The sequence below is a fragment of the Streptomyces sp. NPDC002851 genome (assembly GCF_053591935.1).
Map to the genome: position 1 here is coordinate 45427 of NZ_JBSFUT010000038.1, position 17675 is coordinate 63101.

The following is a 17675-nucleotide window of genomic DNA, read 5'->3' on the forward strand; positions in this document are numbered from 1 at the left end:
GGCGGAGAAGGCGGAGAGGCCGGAGAGGCCGCGGGGCTTGCGGCCCTCCAGGGCCTCCAGGGCCTCCAGGGCTTCAAAGGATTTTGCCCGTACGCCAACGGGGGCCTCAGGCGCGCAGGAGGGGGGTTGCGCACACCCGAGGCCCCCGGTCCAAGGGGCGGGCCGGAAGCGGCCCTCGGGCCATCAAGATGCCGACGGCAGTCCGAGTACGAGCCCGGTGTACTTGGCGACGGCGAGCAGCAGGCCGAGCACGCCGAGCGCGACGCCCGCCCACGCCACGGACTTGATCCACGGCGCCTGCGGCACACGGCCGGGCGTGCCGAACGCGGGCCGCACCAGGACCAGGGCGCCGGTGACGAGGGCGAGCAGCGCGAAGGCGCCACCGACCATGGCGATGAGCTGCCACTGGTTGCCGTAGAGCGCCTGGACCTGCTCCGCGACACCGGCCGACTGGGCGGTCTCGAGCTGCCCGATGATGTTGGACCGGGCGGCGGCCACGGTGCCGATCCAGCTGCCGGTCAGGGACACGATGCCGAGCCCGGCCGCGACAACGGCTGCGGCGCCCTGGCCTACTCCGGTGGGCTCGGGCTTCTCGGCACCGGTCTGATCCGCGTCATCGGTCTCGGCCTCGGTTTCGGCCTCGGTTTCGGCTACGGCTACGGCTACGGCGTCGGTATCGGTATCGGTCTCGGCATCCTCGCCCTCGGCGGCCGAACCAGCCGTATCAGCCGCATCAGGCCCATCAGGCGCATCAGCGGTGTCCGCCGTCTCTACTGGAACAGCAGCCTCAGCGGCCTCGACCGCCTCAGCCGCCTTCGTAGTCCCGGCCTCGTCGAGGCCGTCGGTCTCGCCGCCCTTGTCCGTCTTCGTCTTTGCACTCATCTGCCGCACGCTAGGTGCCGCGTCTGAGAGCTTCCTTAACGACCTGGAACGGACCCGACGACCTGGAACGACCCGACGCTCGTGGAACGGACCCGGCGCTCGTGGAACCGATCAGCGCAGCGCCGCCGTCTTCGCGTCCTCCCGCGGCGCAGGCATCTCGGTCTCGGACGGGTCGTCCGCGGCGGCGCGGCACTCCGGCGCCTCGATGCTGATCCGGGGCAGCCAGCGGTCGAGCCACCGGGGCAGCCACCAGTTGGCGCCGCCGAGCATGTGCATCAGGGCCGGGACCAGCAACGTACGCAGGACGAAGGCGTCGAGTGCGACCGCCGCGGCGAGGGCGATGCCGAACATCGCGATCACCCGGTCCCCGCTGAGCACGAAGGCCAGGAAGACCGAAATCATGATCACGGCCGCGGAGTTGATCACGCGGCTGGTCTCGGCGAGGCCGACCCGGACGGCCCGGCGGTTGTCGCCGGTCTCCAGCCACTCCTCGTACATCCGGCTGACCAGGAACACCTGGTAGTCCATCGAGAGCCCGAAGAGCACCGACACCATGATCACCGGCAGGAACGGCTCGATCGGTCCCGCGCGGCCGAGGCCTAGCAGCTCGCTCCCCCAGCCCCACTGGAAGACCGCTATGACGACCCCGAAGGCCCCTGCCACGGCGGCGACGTTCATCGCGGCCGCCTTGAGCGGGATCCCCACGGACCGGAAGGCGAGCAGGAGCAGCAGGCTGCCGAGGCCGATCACGACGCCCACGAAGAGCGGCAGCTTGCCGACGATGATCTGGGCGAAGTCGTCGTACGAGGCCGTGATGCCGCCGACGTGGACCTTGAGCGAGGTGCCGTCGGCCGCCTTCGGCAGGACGTCGCCGCGCAGCTCGTCGACGAGTGCGCTGGTGGCATCGGACTGCGGGGCCGAGTCGGGGACGACGGTGAGTTGGCCGATCCGGCCGCTGGTGTCGTACGTGACCGGGGTGACGGCCGCGACGTTGTCGGTGCCGCGCAGGGTGTCCGCGAGCCGGTCGAGGGCGAGCTTGTCCTCGGCGCCGTGCACCTCGCCGACGAGCGTGAGCGGGCCGTTCACACCGGGTCCGAAGCCGTCCGCGAGCTGGTCGTACGCCTGGCGCGTGGTCTTCGACGTGGGGTGGTTGCCCTGGTCGGAGGTGCCGAGGCGGAGGCCGAGCGTGGGCAGCGCCAGGAGCGCGACGAGGAGCAGGGCGAGGCCGCCGAGCAGCCGGGGGTGCTTCTCGACGAAGGTCGACCAGCGGGCGGCGAGCCCGGTGGGCGTCTCGGGCTGCGGCCCCTCATCGGCGAACCTGCGGCGCTCGCGCCGGGACAAGGCGCGCGTGCCGATGTACGAGAGCAGCGCGGGCAGCAGCGTCACGGACGCGGCGACGGTGAGGATCACGGTGAGCGACGCGGCGATGGCGACGCCGTTGAGGAAGCTCAGTCGCAGGATGAGCATGCCGAGCAGGGCGATACACACAGTGGCGCCCGCGAAGGCGACCGCCCGTCCTGTAGTAGCGACGGCGTTCTGCGCCGCCTCTTCTACAGTCAGGCCTCGTTTCAGGTCGCGCCGGTGCCGGGTCACTATGAAGAGCGCGTAGTCGATGCCCACCCCGAGGCCGATGAGCATGCCGAGCATGGGCGCGAAGTCCGCGACGTTCATGACGTGGCCGAGCAGCACGATGCCCGCGTACGCGGTCCCGACGCTGACCAGGGCGGTCGCGATGGGCAGCAGGCTGGCGGCGAGCGAGCCGAAGGCGAGGAACAGCACGACGGCGGCGACGGCCACGCCCACGGCCTCGGCGGTGTGGCCGCTGTCCGACTCGGTGAGGGCGACGGCGCTGCCGCCGAGGGCCACCTGGAGCCCGTCGCTACGGGCCGTCTCGGCGGCGTCGACGAGCGCCTGGGCCTCGGAGCTGTCGATGTCCCATGCGGCCTCTTCGAAGGTGACGGTGGCGTACGCGGTACGGCCGTCCTTGCTGATCTGACCGGCGCCGTCGGCGTGGTACGGGCTGACGACGGAGGCGATGCCGGGCAGCTGGGCGATGTCGTCGAGGGTCCGGGTCATCGTCTGCTGCACGTCGGCGGCGTTCACGGTGCCGGGGCCGGTGTGCCAGACGACGGTGTTGCTGTCCCCGCCGAGGCCGGGGAAGCCGGTCTTCAGAAGCTGGGTGGCGCGGCCCGATTCGGTGCCGGGGACCTCGTAGTCGTTCGAGTACGAGGGTCCCGCGAGGGCCGCCGCGGCACCGACGCCGACCAGGGCGAGTAGCCAAAGCAGTACGGCGATGAGCCGGTGTCGTACGCACCAGCGGGCCAGTACTGCCACGTGCCGCTCCCTGATATTCCGTGGTTCTGGGTCGGGAACAGCGCGGGTGGTGCGAGTGCTCCTGACGGGCGATCGTCCAGTTTACGAGCGCCCTTACTGCGGCCCACTTTCGCAGCAATAACTGATCCTTTGCCCGTTTCGTGGCCTTACTCACAGGGCCGATGGGGTGCTTCAGGACGTTGGTCCCGGGACCGGCGCGGTGGCCGGGCCCCGGGACCCACGGGTTTTCACCCCTTCGGGGGACGCGAAATGGGCGAGGCGGAGGCTCAGCCGGAGACGCTGGCCTCGCCGTTCTCGATGTGACCCATCAGACGCCGCCGGAAGCCCGGCTTCCCGTCGGCCGCCTGCGCGGTCACCTCGAGGTCGTACCAGCCGTGGGCCGCGGCGGCCGGGTGCACCACGGTGAGGCTACGGCCCGGGCGGACGGTGATCTTCCGGGGCTCGGGCTTGGCGTACGCGAGCGGCCGGACCGTGAACTCCAGGGCGGCGTCGCCGCTGTTGCTGAGCGTGAGGCTCAGCTCACGCTTGCGGGCGTCCAGTTGGCCGGTCAGCCCGGCGGCGTCCTCGGCGCTCCCGGCGAACTCGCGGCGGAAGCCGTTCGGTCCGGTCACCGTCACGTTGTAGGTGCCCTTCGTCAGGGGCACGTCCCATTGCGCCTTGCCCCTTACATCGGTGTGCTGCGGCTCGGCGAATTCGCCCGCGTACGGATAGAGCGCGAGGTGCGCGGACGAGCTCCCGCTGTTGGACAGCGCGAGCCGCAGCACCGGCTTGCCGCCCTTGCCGCCATCCGGCACGACGGTGCCGTGGGCGTCCGGCTGGTACGACAGCGGCCGGGCCGGGCGGCGACCCGGCTCCTGCTCGGGCATCTTCTGGTCGAGCGGCGGCTGCGGCGACCAGCGCCCGGTGAACGGCGGCACCGCGCCGGGCCGCTCGACGTCGGGCTGCGGCCGACCGCGCGTGAAGTCGAAGGCGCCGGTCAGATCGCCGGTGACGGAGCGCCGCCAGGCGCTGATGTTGGGCTCCTCGATGCCCGTCCAGCGCTCCAGAAAGCGCACGACAGACGTGTGGTCGAACACTTCGGACGAGACATAGCCGCCCACGGTCCACGGCGAGATCACCAGCATCGGCACCCGGATCCCGAGCCCGGTGGGCAGCCCCTGCCAGCGCTCGTCCGGGTCGTCGACCGGGGGCACCGGCGGCGGCACGTGGTCGAAGAACCCGTCGTGCTCGTCGTAGGTGAGGAAGAGCGCGGTGTGCCGCCACACCTCGGGGTGCGAGGCGAGCGCGTCGAGCACCTTGTAGACGAGGGTGGCGCTCTGCACCGGCGAAGAGCCGCTGGGGTGCTCGGAGTCCAGCTGGGAGGGGACCAGGTAGGAGACCTCGGGCAGCTCGCCCGCGGCGATGTCCTTGGCGAACTCCTCGGCCAGCTTCCCGGTCGGCACCCGGCGAAGCCCGCGCTCGAAGAGCGACCGCTCGCCGTCGTTCAGGGTGGCGACGCCCTCTTCGAGGACGGCGAGCAGCTTCTCGCGCTCCTCGTCGGACTCGGCGGCGCGCACCTGGGCGTAGAAGGACTCCATGTAGGTGTGCTCGGTCTGGGCGAGCACCTTGCGCGCGATGTTCTTGAAGGTGGTGAAGAACTCGATCTGGTTGTCGGTGAAGTTCTCCCACTCGGTGTACGTGCGCCAGCTGCGGCCCGCCTTCTCCAGGCGTTCGGCGTACGTGGACCAGCCGTACCCCGGGTGCTTGCCCTCGTCGTAGGCGTCGTTGCCGACGGCACGCGAACCGTCCGCCTCGTAACCGGTTTTACCGGACCACAGGTGGTTGCGATTGGGGCTGGTGGAGGTCTGGATCGAGGAGTGATAGGCGTCGCAGACGGTGAAGGTGTCGGCGAGCTCGTAGTGCAGCGGGATGTCCTCGCGGGTGTAATACGCCATCGTGGCGGCGGTCTTGGCGCTGATCCAGCCGTCCGACCAGCCCTTGTTCCACGCCTTGGCGCCGCCCTCCCAAGAGTGGTCGAGGGCGCCGATGTACTGGAGGTCCTTGTTCTGGGCCTCGGCCGCCTCACGTACCGGGAAGGGAAGCACGGTGCGCAGCGGCCCGGGCTGCTCGAACACCGGCTTGCCGCTGGGCAGTTGGACCGCGTTGCGGTCGCCGAAGCCGCGTACGCCGCGCAGCATGCCGAAGTAGTGGTCGAAGGACCGGTTCTCCTGCATCAGGATCACCACGTGCTTGACCGCGTCGAGGCCGCCGCGCGGAGGCTCTTGAGCGAGGGCGGCCTGCAGGGACGGGGGCAGGAGCGAGCCCACCGCCGCGGCACCGAGGGCGCCGCCGCCGAGTGCCATCAGGCGCCTGCGAGATATCTCTGGGGACACTGCCGACCTCCGCTTCGAGAGCCAATGGTTCTCTGCCGATCCATTGGGTGGTTCGGGCGGGACGGTAGTGACGTCCGGTTTCCCTGTGAAGACCTGCGGACGAAGTCGCGGTGAATGCCCAAGAGTTCGGCCTGGAACCAACCGCGTCCGCATACGCGAAGAGGGCGGAACCGGGTCGCTCCGGTTCCGCCCTCCCTACGTACGCAGGCGAGGCCGTCAGCCCTCGACGCCGAGCTTCTCCAGGATCAGCTCCTTGACGCGGGCCGCGTCGGCCTGGCCGCGGGTGGCCTTCATGACCGCGCCGACCAGGGCACCGGCCGCGGCCACCTTGCCGCCGCGGATCTTGTCCGCGATGGCCTGGTTGGCGGCGATGGCCTCCTCGACGGCGGTGGTCAGGGCCCCCTCGTCGGAGACGACCTTCAGACCGCGCTTCTCGACCACCGTGTCCGGGTCGCCCTCGCCCGCGAGCACGCCCTCGATCACCTGGCGGGCCAGCTTGTCGTTGAGGTCACCGGCGGCGACCAGGGCGCACACCCGGGCCACCTGCGTGGGCGTGATGTCCAGGTCCTCGAGCGCCTTGTCCTGCTCGTTGGCGCTCCGGGCCAGCGAGCCCATCCACCACTTGCGGGCCTGGTCCGCCGGGGCGCCCGCGTCGATCGTGGCCACGATGAGGTCGATGGCACCGGCGTTGAGCAGCGACTGCATGTCGTGCTCGGAGATGCCCCACTCCTCGCGCAGCCGGTTGCGGCGCACCCGCGGCAGCTCCGGCAGACCGGCGCGCAGCTCCTCGACCCACTCGCGCGTCGGCGCCACCGGCACCAGGTCGGGCTCCGGGAAGTACCGGTAGTCCTCGGCCTCTTCCTTCACCCGGCCGGACGTCGTGGAGCCGTCGTCCTCGTGGAAGTGCCGGGTCTCCTGCACGATCGTGCCGCCGGACGACAGGATCGCGGCGTGCCGCTGGATCTCGTACCGGGTGGCGCGCTCGACGCTGCGCAGCGAGTTGACGTTCTTGGTCTCGCTGCGGGTGCCGAACTTGTCGGTGCCGTTGGGGCGCAGCGACAGGTTCACGTCACAGCGCATCTGGCCCATCTCCATGCGGGCCTCGGAGACGCCGAGCGCCTTGATGAGCTCGCGCAGCTCGGCGACGTACGCCTTGGCGACCTCGGGGGCGCGCTCACCGGCGCCGACGATCGGCTTGGTGACGATCTCGATCAGCGGGATACCGGCCCGGTTGTAGTCGAGCAGCGAGTGCTGGGCGCCGTGGATACGGCCGGTCGCGCCGCCGACGTGCTTGGACTTGCCGGTGTCCTCCTCCATGTGGGCGCGCTCGATCTCCACGCGGAAGACCTCGCCGTCCTCGAGCTGGACGTCCAGATAGCCGTTGAAGGCGATCGGCTCGTCGTACTGGGACGTCTGGAAGTTCTTCGGCATGTCCGGATAGAAGTAGTTCTTCCGGGCAAAGCGGCACCACTCGGCGATCTCGCAGTTGAGGGCGAGACCGATCTTGACGGCCGACTCGACGCCGGTCGCGTTGACCACCGGCAGCGAGCCGGGCAGGCCGAGGCAGGTGGGGCAGGTCTGCGTGTTGGGCTCGGCGCCGAGCTCGGTGGAGCAGCCGCAGAACATCTTGGTGCGGGTGCCGAGTTCGACATGGACTTCGAGGCCCATGACGGGGTCGTACGACGCCAGCGCGTCCTCGTACGACACCAGGTCGGTGGTGACAGTCACGGTGAAACTTTCCCTCTCAGCCCAACAGGACGTCGTCGTCGCCGAGGCGCTTCAGCTCGCGGTAGAGCAGGGCGAGGCCGGTGACGATGGCGGCGGCGGAGACGACGGCGTCGACCAGCTTGAGCGTGTCGTGCTCGGCGCGGGCCTTCTTGGCCTGCTTGGCGACGTTGATCGCCCCGAACGCGGTGGTGCCGATGGACAGATACGTGCCGGTCTTGGACTTCTTGAAGCCCTTGGCCTTGGACAGCGCTTTGCTCACAGCGACGGTGCCTCCTCAAGGAGCGGGTGGCCCCACTTTTCCACGAAGGCGGCCTCGACGGCGGCGCCCACCTTGTACAGGCGGTCGTCCTTCATGGCGGGGGCAATGATCTGCAGACCGACCGGAAGGCCGTCCTCCGGCGCGAGGCCGCAGGGCAGCGACATGGCGGCGTTGCCCGCCAGGTTCGTGGGCAGCGTGCAGACGTCCGCGAGGTACATCGCCATCGGGTCGTCGACGCGCTCGCCGATCGGGAAGGCGGTGGTGGGCGTGGTCGGCGAGACGATCACGTCGACCTGCTCGAAGGCCTTCTCGAAGTCCCGGGTGATGAGCGTGCGGACCTTCTGCGCGGAGCCGTAGTACGCGTCGTAGTAGCCGCTCGACAGGGCGTAGGTACCGAGCATGATGCGGCGCTTGACCTCGTCCCCGAAGCCGGCCTCGCGGGTGAGCGCGGTGACGTCCTCGGCGGACTTCGTTCCGTCGTCGCCGACCCGCAGGCCGTACCGCATGGCGTCGAAGCGGGCCAGGTTCGAGGAGCACTCGGACGGCGCGATCAGGTAGTACGCGGACAGGCCCAGGTCGAAGGACGGGCAGTCCAGCTCGACGACCTCGGCGCCGAGCTCCTTGAGCAGCTCCACGGACTCGTTGAACCGCTGCACCACACCGGCCTGGTAGCCCTCACCGGCGAACTGCTTGACGACACCGACGCGCATCCCGGCCACCGAGCCGTTCCGCGCGGCCTCGACGACCGGCGGGACCGGGGCGTCGATGGAGGTGGAGTCGAGCGGGTCGTGCCCGGCGATCGCCTCGTGCAGCAGGGCCGCGTCGAGGACGGTACGGGCGCACGGGCCGCCCTGGTCAAGGGAGCTGGAGAACGCGACCATGCCGTACCGCGAGACCCCGCCGTACGTCGGCTTGACGCCGACCGTGCCGGTGACGGCGGCGGGCTGGCGGATGGAGCCGCCGGTGTCGGTGCCGACGGCGAGCGGCGCCTCGAAGGAGGCGAGGGCGGCGGAGGAGCCACCGCCGGAGCCGCCGGGGATGCGGGTCAGGTCCCACGGGTTGCCCGTCGGGCCGTACGCGCTGTTCTCGGTGGAGGACCCCATGGCGAACTCGTCCATGTTGGTCTTGCCGAGGATGACGACGTCGGCTTCCTTGAGCTTCTTCGTCAGCGTCGCGTCGTACGGCGGGATCCAGCCCTCGAGGATCTTGGAGCCGACCGTGGTCGGGATGCCCTCGGTGGTGAAGATGTCCTTCAGCGCGAGCGGCACGCCCGCGAGCGGGCCGAGCTTCTCGCCGCGGGCCCGCTTCTCGTCGACGGCGCGGGCCTGCGCGAGGGCGCCCTCGCGGTCGATGTGCAGGAAGGCGTGCACCTTCTCGTCGACGGCCTCGATCCGGGCCAGATGGGCCTCGGTGACCTGGACGGCGGTGAGCTCACCGGCCGCGATCTTGCCGGCGATCTCGGCGGCGGTGAGCTTGATGATGTTGCTGTGCTCCGTCATGCGACTCAGTCCTCCCCCAGGATCTGCGGCACCTTGAAACGCTGCTGCTCCTGGGCCGGAGCGCCGGAGAGCGCCTGCTCGGGGCTGAGCGACGGACGCACCTCGTCGGCGCGCATGACATTCGTCAGCGGCAGCGGGTGGGAGGTCGGCGGTACGTCTTGGTCGGCGACCTCGGAGACGCGGGCGACCGCGCCAATGATGTCGTCGAGCTGGCCCGCGAAGTGATCGAGCTCTTCGGGCTTCAGCTCCAGACGCGCCAGCCGGGCGAGGTGGGCAACCTCCTCGCGCGTGATGCCAGGCATGCGGATCCTCACTGGGTGAGCGTGATGGTGGTGTCTGGCCCAATCCTATGGGGCCCGGCGCGGTGCGCGTGAACGGCTTCCGACGGCTGTGGATAACCGCTGTGCCCACGGCTCAGGGCACCGTCACGTACGCCCCGGCCCCGGCACCCCGAGGGCTTACTGCACCACGTGCCCGGACGACCGCTCCGCGGCCTCCAGCTCCGCCGGGCGCCGCCACCCGTCGGCACCGCGCGCACGCAGCCACGCCGTCGTCTCCTCCGGCGGCATCGCCGCCGCGACCAGCCAGCCCTGGACCGCGTCGCAGCCGAGGTCGCGCAGCCGCTCCCAGGTCTCGTCGTCCTCGACGCCCTCGGCCACGACGAGCAGCCCGAGGGAATGCGCGAGGTCGACGGTGCAGCGGACGATCTCCGCGTCCTCGTTGTCCACCGCGAGCCGCGCCACAAAGGAACGGTCGATCTTCAGCTCGCTCACCGGGAGCCGCCGCAGGTGCACCAGGGACGAGTAGCCGGTGCCGAAGTCGTCGAGCGACATCTTCACGCCGTGCCCGGTGAGCCCGGCCATCGTGTCGGCGGCCCGCTGCGGGTCCTCCAGGAGCACATGTTCCGTGATCTCCAGCTGTAGCGCCCCCGCGGGGACGCCGTGCCGGGCCAGGCGCGCGGCCACCGCGCCCGCGAACCCCGGGGTGTGCACATCGCGCGGCGATACGTTCACGGCCACCGGGACCTTCAGACCAGCCGCCTGCCAGCGCGCGACCTGTGCGAGGGCGGTCTCCAGGACGTACTCCGTGAGGTGCGGCATCAGGCCGGACGACTCGGCGATGGCGATGAACTCGTCCGGCGGGACCTTGCCGCGCTCCGGGTGCACCCAGCGCACCAGGGCCTCGAGCCCGGCGACCTGGCCGTCGAAGCGGACCTTGGGCTGGTAGTGCAGCTCGACGTCCCCGGCGTCCAGGGCCCGGCGCAGGTCGCCCAGCAGGCCGAGCCGGTCCGGGGTGTTGGAGTCCCGCTTGGACTCGTACACCTCGACGCCCGTACGGTCCCGCTTCGCCTGGTACATCGCCACGTCGGCCCGGCGCAGCAGCCCCTCGGCGTCCGGCGCGTGCTCGGGGAAGACGGCGAGCCCGGCGCTGGCCTCCAGGACGAGGGTCAGGCCGTCGAGGTCGAGCGGCGAGCTCAGCTCGGCGACGAGGGTGCGCGCCACCCGCTGGGCGCTGGTGATGGAGTCGCAGGTCGGCAGGAGCACGGCGAACTCGTCGCCGCCGAGCCGGGCCGCCTCCGCGCCGCGCGGCAGCGCCTGCCGCAGCCGGTCCGCGATCTGCAGGAGCAGCCGGTCCCCGGCGAGATGACCGAGGGTGTCATTGACGGAACGGAAGCGGTCGAGGTCGATCAATACGAGGGCCGAACGCGCCCCGATGCGTTCGGCATCGTCAAGCGCGGTCCAGGTGCGCTCCAACAGCCACTGCCGGTTGGGCAGCCCGGTGAGCGGGTCGCGCAGCTGCTCCTCGGCCCGGGCCCGGGCGATCCACAGCGTGGAGTCGAGGGCGATCAGGGGCACCGCGAACAGCGGAAGCAGGATCGGCAGGGCGACCGCGACGACGCAGATCAGCGGGGCGATACCGAGCAGCGCGACGCCGACGAGGGCCTGTCTGACGAAGGCGGTGCGGGCGACGGTGGGCAGGCCGAGGGCGTGCGGCGCGTGCACGTACCAGAGGAGCAGCCGGGTCACCACGAGGTACGCGAAGGCGACCAGGGCGATCTCCGGGCCGGACCAGAGGGTCCAGCTCTCCGGCTCCCAGGGGTCCTCGACCGTCGGCGCCTGCCCGAAGGCCGCCATGACCAGGGCGCCCGCGCCGATGCCGAGGATGTCCACGGCGCCGTGCAGAACGCCCTGGCGCCAACGGTGCCGCCGGGCCAGGCCGACCAGGACGACGACGGTCAGGCTGACGAGGCCCGCGGGCACCCAGCCGTAGAGCAGCAGCACGGCGAGGGTGAGGGCGGCGCCGGAACCGGTGCCGCCCCACCAGCGTTCCCGCCCGAGCGCCACCAGGTGGCCCACGATGACGCCGGTGAGTACGGCAAGGGACCAGCCCGGGACGGAGCCGGGGAACACGGCGTGGTCATCGGTGAGTGCGCGGATGACGCCCGCGCCGAGGGCGAGCGCGGCCACCGCCATGACGACGGCCGGCAGCGGAGGGACGGTCAACCGGCGCAGCCCTGACACCGGATCGGCGCTTTCGGTCGGTTTCATTCCCGTCCCTCTCACTGCCGGCGGTGCCCACGCCACGCGGCCTCGTGCCAGATGCCGCCGCGTCCGAAACCCTTCCCCAAGCTCTAAAGGAGCAGGGGAGGCCCCATTCGCAGCTGGGCACGGCAGGCGCACATCTTCAACAGTAGGCCGCGGAAGGCTTACTCGGGCAGCGGTCGCCCATGGTTGCCCGAATGCGACCCGGCCACCCATATGCATCTGGTATGCGCCGAACGGGTGGCCTTCAACCGCTACTCCTCGGTCGGAAGCGCCACTTCCCGTGCCGCGTCCGGGCCTTGTTCGAGGAGAACGGCGAAACCGTCCTCGTTCAGAACCGGCACTTTGACCTGCATTGCCTTGTCGTACTTCGAGCCCGGGTTGTCTCCGACGACCACGAATGAGGTCTTCTTCGAGACAGATCCGGTCACTTTCGCGCCACGGCTCTGCAGTGCTTCCTTTGCGCCGTCCCGCGTATGGCCCTGGAGGGTTCCGGTCACCACGACCGTCAGGCCCTCGAGCGGGCGCGGGCCCTGGTCCTCGGCGCCCTCTTCCTCCATCCGCACCCCGGCGGCCCGCCACTTGCGCAGGATCTCGCGGTGCCAGTCCTCCTCGAACCACTGCTTGAGCGAGGCGGCGATGGTCGGCCCGACGCCCTCGACGGCGGCCAGCTCCTCCTCGCTCGCCTCCTCGATCCGCTCCAGGGAGCGGAATTCGCGGGCCAAGGCCTCGGCGGCGACCGGCCCGACATGACGGATCGACAGGCCGGTGAGGATGCGGGCAAGCGGCCGTTCCTTGGCTGCCTCGATGTTCTTCAGCATCGCCAGGGTGTTGGCCTTGGGCTCGCCCTTCTGGTTGGCGAAGAACGTGACGACCTTCTCCTCGCCGGTCTTCGGGTCCCGCTTGGGAAGCCCGGTGTCCTGGTCGAGGACGTACGACTTGATCGGCAGGAGCTCCTCGACGGTGAGGTCGAACAGGCCACTCTCGTCCCGCAGAGGCGGCTCAGCGGGCTCCAGGGGCTGGGTGAGGGCGGTGGCGGCGACGTACCCGAAGTTCTCGATGTCCAGGCTCTTGCGGCCCGCCAGGTAGAACAGGCGCTCGCGCAACTGGGCCGGACAGGAGCGGGAGTTGGGGCACCTCAGGTCGATGTCCCCTTCCTTCATGGGCCGCAGCGCGGTGCCGCACTCGGGGCACCCCGCGGGCATCACGAATTCCCGCTCGGTGCCGTCCCGCAGGTCCGCGACCGGGCCGAGGATCTCCGGGATCACGTCCCCGGCCTTGCGCAGCACGACCGTGTCGCCGATGAGGACGCCCTTGGCCTTGACCACGTCCTGGTTGTGCAGGGTCGCGAACTCGACCTCGGAGCCCGCGACGGTGACCGGCTCCACGCACGCGTACGGCGTGACGCGGCCGGTGCGGCCGACGCCGACGCGGATGTCCACCAGCTTGGTGTTGACCTCCTCCGGCGGGTACTTCCAGGCGATCGCCCAGCGCGGCGCGCGCGAGGTGGAGCCGAGGCGTCCCTGGAGCGGGATCTCGTCGAGCTTCACGACGACACCGTCGATCTCGTGCTCCACGGAGTGCCGGTTCTCGCCGTAGTACGCGATGAACTCGCGTACGTCTTCGATGCCCTTCACCACCTTGTTGTGCAGGGCGGTGGGCAGGCCCCACTCCTTGAGCAGGTCGTAGCCGTGGCTGAGGCAGTCGAGGTCGAAGCCCTCGCGGGCGCCGATGCCGTGCACGACCATGTGGAGCGGGCGCGTCGCGGTGACGCGCGGGTCCTTCTGGCGCAGCGAACCCGCCGCCGCGTTCCGCGGGTTGGCGAAGGGCTTGTCGCCGTGCTCCACCAGGCGGGCGTTGAGCTCCTCGAACTTCTCCATGGGGAAGAAGACTTCGCCGCGGATCTCCACCAGGTCCGGGATGCGGTCGCCGCTCAGGCGCTCGGGGATGTCCGAGATCGTCCGGATATTCGGCGTGATGTCCTCGCCGGTGCGGCCGTCGCCGCGGGTCGCGGCGCGGGTGAGGCGGCCGTGTTCGTACGTCAGGTTCACGGCCAGGCCGTCGACCTTCAGTTCGCACAGGAAGTGGTAGGAGCCGGTGCCGACCTCCTTGGCGACCCGGTCGGCCCAGGCGGTGAGCTCCTCCTCGTCGAAGGCGTTGTCCAGGGAGAGCATCCGCTCGCGGTGCTGGACCTCCGCGAAGTCCGTCTCGTACGTACCGGCGACCTTCTGGGTCGGTGAGTCGGGGGTGCGCAGCCCGGGGTGCTTCTCCTCCAAGGCCTCGAGCGAGCGGAGCAGCTTGTCGAACTCCGCGTCGCTGATGACCGGCTGGTCCTTCACGTAGTACCGGAAGCGGTGCTCCTCGATCTGCTCGGCGAGGCGCGCGTGCTCCTCGCGTGCCTTCGCGGGCACGCTCTGCGCCGCTGTCGCAGTCTGTGCGTCCTTGTCGCCGGCCACCGTATGTCCTCCCGTTACTGAGGGTTGTCCGCGAGTGATCTCGCGCCCGCGACGCAGTGGGCAAGGGCCTTACGGGCGTACGCGGGAGAGGCCCCCGCGAGACCGCACGACGGCGTGACCACGACCGATTCCGCGAGGGAACCCGGAGGCAGCCCCAGCCTGCGCCACAGCGTCCTGACACCACTGACGGTACTGGCAGGGTCTGACAATGCGGTGTCGGTGGACGGCACGACGCCGGCGAACAGCCGCAGGCCCGCCTCCACGGCCTCGCCGATCGCGTCGTCGTCACGCTCGGTGAGCAGTCCGGTGTCGAACGAGACCGCGGCCACCCCGGCCCGGCGAAGCAGCGCGAACGGCACGTCCGGCGAGCAGGAGTGGACGACGACCGGCACTCCGGCGACGTCGGTGTCATCGGTGTCGTCGGTGTCGTCGGCGGCATCGATCAGGTCCCGCAGCGCGGACTCGACCACCTGCCGGTCGACGGCGCGGTGGGTGCGGTAGCCGGAGGCCGTCTTGACCTGCCCGCGCAGTACGGCGGTCAGGGACGGCTCGTCGAGCTGGAGCACCGGGCGGGCGCCCGGGATCCGGCGGCGTACGTCCGCGAGGTGTGCGCGCAGGCCCTCGGCGAGCGAGCCGGTGAGGTCCCGGCAGGCGCCGGGGTCGGAGAGCGCGGCCTCGCCGTTCTTCAGTTCCAGGGCGGCGGCAAGCGTCCAGGGTCCGACGGCCTGCACCTTCAGCGGGCCCGCGTAGTCCTGGGTGAACTCCTCCAGGGCGTCGAGGTCCTCGACGAGCCAGGAGCGGGCGCGCCGTGTGTCCATACCGGGCCGGTCGCCGATCCGCCAGCCGCTGGGCTCCACGCGCGCGTAGACGTCCACGAGCAGCCCCGCGGTGCGCCCGATCATGTCGGCGCCGGGGCCGCGGGCGGGCAGCTCCGGCAGGTGCGGGAAGTCCTCGAAGGTGCCGGTGACGGCCTTGGCGGCCTCGCGGGCGTCGCCGCCGGGCATCGAGCCGACGCCGGTGGCCGGGCCCCAGACGGGCGGCGTACGCGGCGTATGTGGCGTGCTTTCGCTGTGCTCGCTGTGCTCGGTCATCGGCCCGGCCGCACCGTCAGGTCGTTGACCTCGGCGTCGCGCGGCAGGTCGAGGGCCATCAGGATCGTGGTGGCCACCGACTCGGGGTCGATGAAGCGCTCGGCGTCGTACTCCTTGCCCTCCTGCTGGTGCACCTTGGCCTGCATGGGGCTGGCGGTGCGGCCCGGGTAGACCGAGGTGACGTGGATGCCGTGGGGCTTCTCCTCCTGGCGCAGCGCGTCGGCGAGCGCCTTGAGGCCGTGCTTGGAGGCGGCGTACGCGGACCAGTCGGCGTGCGCGGTCAGGCCCGCACCCGAGTTCACGAAGATCACCTTGCCGTGGGTGAGCCGGAGTTGGGGCAGGAAGTGCCGGGTGATCTCGGCCGGGGCGATGAGGTTCACGTCGAGCTGGGCGCGCCAGACCTTGGGGGTGAGGTCGCCGACCGCGCCGAGGTCGACGATGCCCGCGATGTGCAGCAGCGAGTCGACCCGGTCGGGCATGGTCTGGTGCGAGAACGCCCAGGAGAGGCGGTCGGGTTCGGCCAGGTCGCCGACGAGGGTGCGGGCGCCGGGGTAGCGCTCGGCGAGCTCCTTGGCGCGGCCCGCGTCGCGCGCGAGCAGCACGAGGTCGTCCCCGCGCTCGTGCAGACGGCGCGCGACGGCCGCGCCGATACCGGAACCGGACCCGGTGATCACATGTGTAGCCATGCGGCACATTGTCGCAACAGCCCGGTCCGGGTTGTTGAACAGGCAGGCGGTTGCCCAGGTCAGCGGGTGCCGACGGCGCCTTCCAACCAGGCGAGCGCCTCGGCGGGCTCATCGGCGAAGAACACCAGGTCGGAGAGGGGCACCGGCAGGAAGCCCTCGTCCTCCATGCGCCGGAACTGGGTCCTGAGGCCGTCGTAGAAGCCCGCGGTGTTGAGCAGCACCACGGGCTTGTCGGTCCTGCCGTGCTTCTTCAGCTCCAGGATCTCGGTGGCCTCGTCGAGGGTGCCGGTGCCGCCGACCATGATCACGACGGCGTCGGCCTTGGCCAGGAGCAGCGCCTTCCGGTCGGCGAGGTTCTTGGTGATCACCATCTCGTCGGGCGCGGTCACCGGCCGCGCCTTCTCGGAGAGGAACTCGACGGAGACGCCGACGAGTCGGCCGCCCTTCTCCTGTACGCCGTCCGCGACGACCTTCATGAGACCGGCTTCCGAGCCGCCCCACACCAGGGTGTGCCCGGCCTTGCCGAGGCGTTCGGCGAACTCGCGGGCGGGGCGGGTGTAGCGGTCGTCGAGGTCGGCAGCGGAGAGGAAGACGCAGATGTTCATGCGCTCACCGTACGGTCCACGCGCGCGTGCGTAATGCGGATTTTGGACTGGCCGTGCGGCCTCTTCTCCCAGTCCGCCATGAACCGCGCCTCCAGGCCGTACTCGGCGGCGAGCCGGACCAGCGTCTCGGTGCGGTAGTAGAAGTCCTCGCGCAGGACGTGGTGTTCCTCGCCCTCGGTGCGGTCGAAGGTGAAGTCGAAGAAGCCCTCGGGGGCGAGGATGCGGCCGATGTGCGCGAAGCACTCCTCGATGACGTGCAGCGGCGAGTGCGAGAAGACGCTGTGCGCGTGCACGACGTCGAAGGACGCGTCCGGCAGGAAGTCGAAGGTGAGGTTGTCGGTCACGGTCAGATACGGCAGCTTCTCCTGTAGTCCATAGCGCACGAGGGTGCGTTTGGCGGCGATCAGGATGTCCGGCGAGATGTCGATGCCGTAGTAGTTGCCGGGTTCGAGGAAGTCGATGAAGAGCCGCCCCGCGCGCAGGTTGCCGCAGCCGATCTCCAGCATCCGGTGCTTGGGCGCGAGGCCGTGTTCCACCAGGTAGTCGAACTGCATCTGCCCGATCTCGCGCCAGCGGGCCGTCGAGGGCCCGCCGCCGACCGCGGCCTCCGCGCTGCGCGCCGCGTCGGAGGCCATCACGGCGCGGTAGTACGCCACGTGGTCCCAGCGGTGCCGTACGCGCAGGATCGCGTCGCGCGCGGAGCGGCGCAGATGGGCGGGTACGCGGCCGGGGTGCCGGACCGCGTAGCGGATCTTGTGTCGCAGGCTCCCGCGGTTGCGGGACAGGGCGCCGGGTTCCATGGATACCTCCACCGGGATCACCATTGACGGCAGATCTACCGCCTATGACAAGTGGCCGAATCCACACCGTAAAGGACAGATCAGTGACTGAAGGACACGTGATCACCGTCGAGCAGGGCACGCAGCACGTACGCGTGGTGCGTGACGGGCAGGTCATCGCGGAGAGCTCCCGCCCCTTGGTGCTGCGCGAGACGGGCTATCCCGCGCGCTACTACCTCCCTGAGGACGACGTCCGCACCGACCTGTTGACCCCGTCCGAGACCCACACGTACTGCCCGTTCAAGGGCACCGCCTCCTACTGGTCCCTGCCGGACGCCCCCGACCTGGTGTGGGCGTACCCGGACCCGAAACCCGAAGTGGCCGACATCAAGGGCCACTTCTGCTTCTACGAAGTAGAGACGCTCGCGTAGCACAGCCCTA

Annotated in this window: 14 protein-coding genes; 1 reads left to right on the forward strand and 13 read right to left on the reverse strand. The window is 70.5% G+C overall.

Annotated features, from left to right (window positions below; genetic code table 11):
• Nucleotides 1-183: 183 nt before the first annotated feature.
• From ACWD10_RS30965 to ACWD10_RS31025, 13 genes are all read right to left on the reverse strand, one after another.
• Nucleotides 184-882, reverse strand: coding sequence for a hypothetical protein (locus ACWD10_RS30965; protein ID WP_451096920.1), 699 nt, complete (start codon nt 880-882; stop codon nt 184-186).
• A gap of 111 nt (nt 883-993) precedes the next feature.
• Entirely contained in the window at nt 994-3216 is a 2223-nt protein-coding gene (locus ACWD10_RS30970; protein WP_451096922.1) for an MMPL family transporter, read from the reverse strand.
• 266 nt (nt 3217-3482) lie between these two features.
• A complete protein-coding gene (locus ACWD10_RS30975; RefSeq protein WP_451096924.1) occupies nt 3483-5588 on the reverse strand; it encodes a phosphocholine-specific phospholipase C in 2106 nt (701 codons plus the stop codon).
• A gap of 216 nt (nt 5589-5804) precedes the next feature.
• Entirely contained in the window at nt 5805-7316 is a 1512-nt protein-coding gene (gatB, locus tag ACWD10_RS30980) for an Asp-tRNA(Asn)/Glu-tRNA(Gln) amidotransferase subunit GatB (protein ID WP_451096926.1), read from the reverse strand.
• A 16-nt stretch (nt 7317-7332) separates the two neighbouring features.
• Entirely contained in the window at nt 7333-7575 is a 243-nt protein-coding gene (locus tag ACWD10_RS30985) for a hypothetical protein (protein WP_451096928.1), read from the reverse strand.
• Entirely contained in the window at nt 7572-9074 is a 1503-nt protein-coding gene (gene gatA / locus ACWD10_RS30990) for an Asp-tRNA(Asn)/Glu-tRNA(Gln) amidotransferase subunit GatA (protein WP_451096930.1), read from the reverse strand. The genes ACWD10_RS30985 and gatA overlap by 4 nt, the downstream gene beginning before the upstream one ends.
• 5 nt (nt 9075-9079) lie before the next feature.
• Nucleotides 9080-9376: an Asp-tRNA(Asn)/Glu-tRNA(Gln) amidotransferase subunit GatC gene (gene gatC, locus ACWD10_RS30995; protein WP_451096932.1), complete on the reverse strand. Its 297-nt coding sequence runs from the start codon at nt 9374-9376 to the stop codon at nt 9080-9082.
• A 156-nt stretch (nt 9377-9532) separates the two neighbouring features.
• Nucleotides 9533-11623 carry a putative bifunctional diguanylate cyclase/phosphodiesterase gene (locus tag ACWD10_RS31000; RefSeq protein WP_451096934.1) on the reverse strand — a complete coding sequence of 697 codons (2091 nt, stop codon included), beginning with the start codon at nt 11621-11623 and terminating at the stop codon, nt 9533-9535.
• 248 nt (nt 11624-11871) lie between these two features.
• Nucleotides 11872-14073, reverse strand: coding sequence for an NAD-dependent DNA ligase LigA (gene ligA / locus ACWD10_RS31005; RefSeq protein WP_451096936.1), 2202 nt, complete (start codon nt 14071-14073; stop codon nt 11872-11874).
• Between the two features lie 14 nt (nt 14074-14087).
• Entirely contained in the window at nt 14088-15164 is a 1077-nt protein-coding gene (locus ACWD10_RS31010; RefSeq protein WP_451096938.1) for a methionine synthase, read from the reverse strand.
• The gene (locus ACWD10_RS31015; RefSeq protein WP_451096940.1) at nt 15161-15859 is read right to left on the reverse strand and encodes an SDR family oxidoreductase; all 699 of its coding nucleotides are present in this window, start codon (nt 15857-15859) and stop codon (nt 15161-15163) included. Before ACWD10_RS31015 ends, ACWD10_RS31010 begins: the two co-directional genes overlap by 4 nt.
• A gap of 50 nt (nt 15860-15909) precedes the next feature.
• A complete protein-coding gene (locus ACWD10_RS31020) occupies nt 15910-16455 on the reverse strand; it encodes an LOG family protein (RefSeq protein ID WP_451096942.1) in 546 nt (181 codons plus the stop codon).
• Nucleotides 16452-17255, reverse strand: a complete 804-nt coding sequence (locus tag ACWD10_RS31025) for a class I SAM-dependent methyltransferase (protein WP_451096944.1) — start codon at nt 17253-17255, stop codon at nt 16452-16454. The genes ACWD10_RS31020 and ACWD10_RS31025 overlap by 4 nt, the downstream gene beginning before the upstream one ends.
• Before the next feature lie 83 nt (nt 17256-17338).
• On the opposite strand from ACWD10_RS31025, the gene ACWD10_RS31030 reads away from it, so the two are divergent.
• Entirely contained in the window at nt 17339-17665 is a 327-nt protein-coding gene (locus tag ACWD10_RS31030) for a DUF427 domain-containing protein (protein ID WP_451096946.1), read from the forward strand.
• Nucleotides 17666-17675 lie beyond the last annotated feature (10 nt).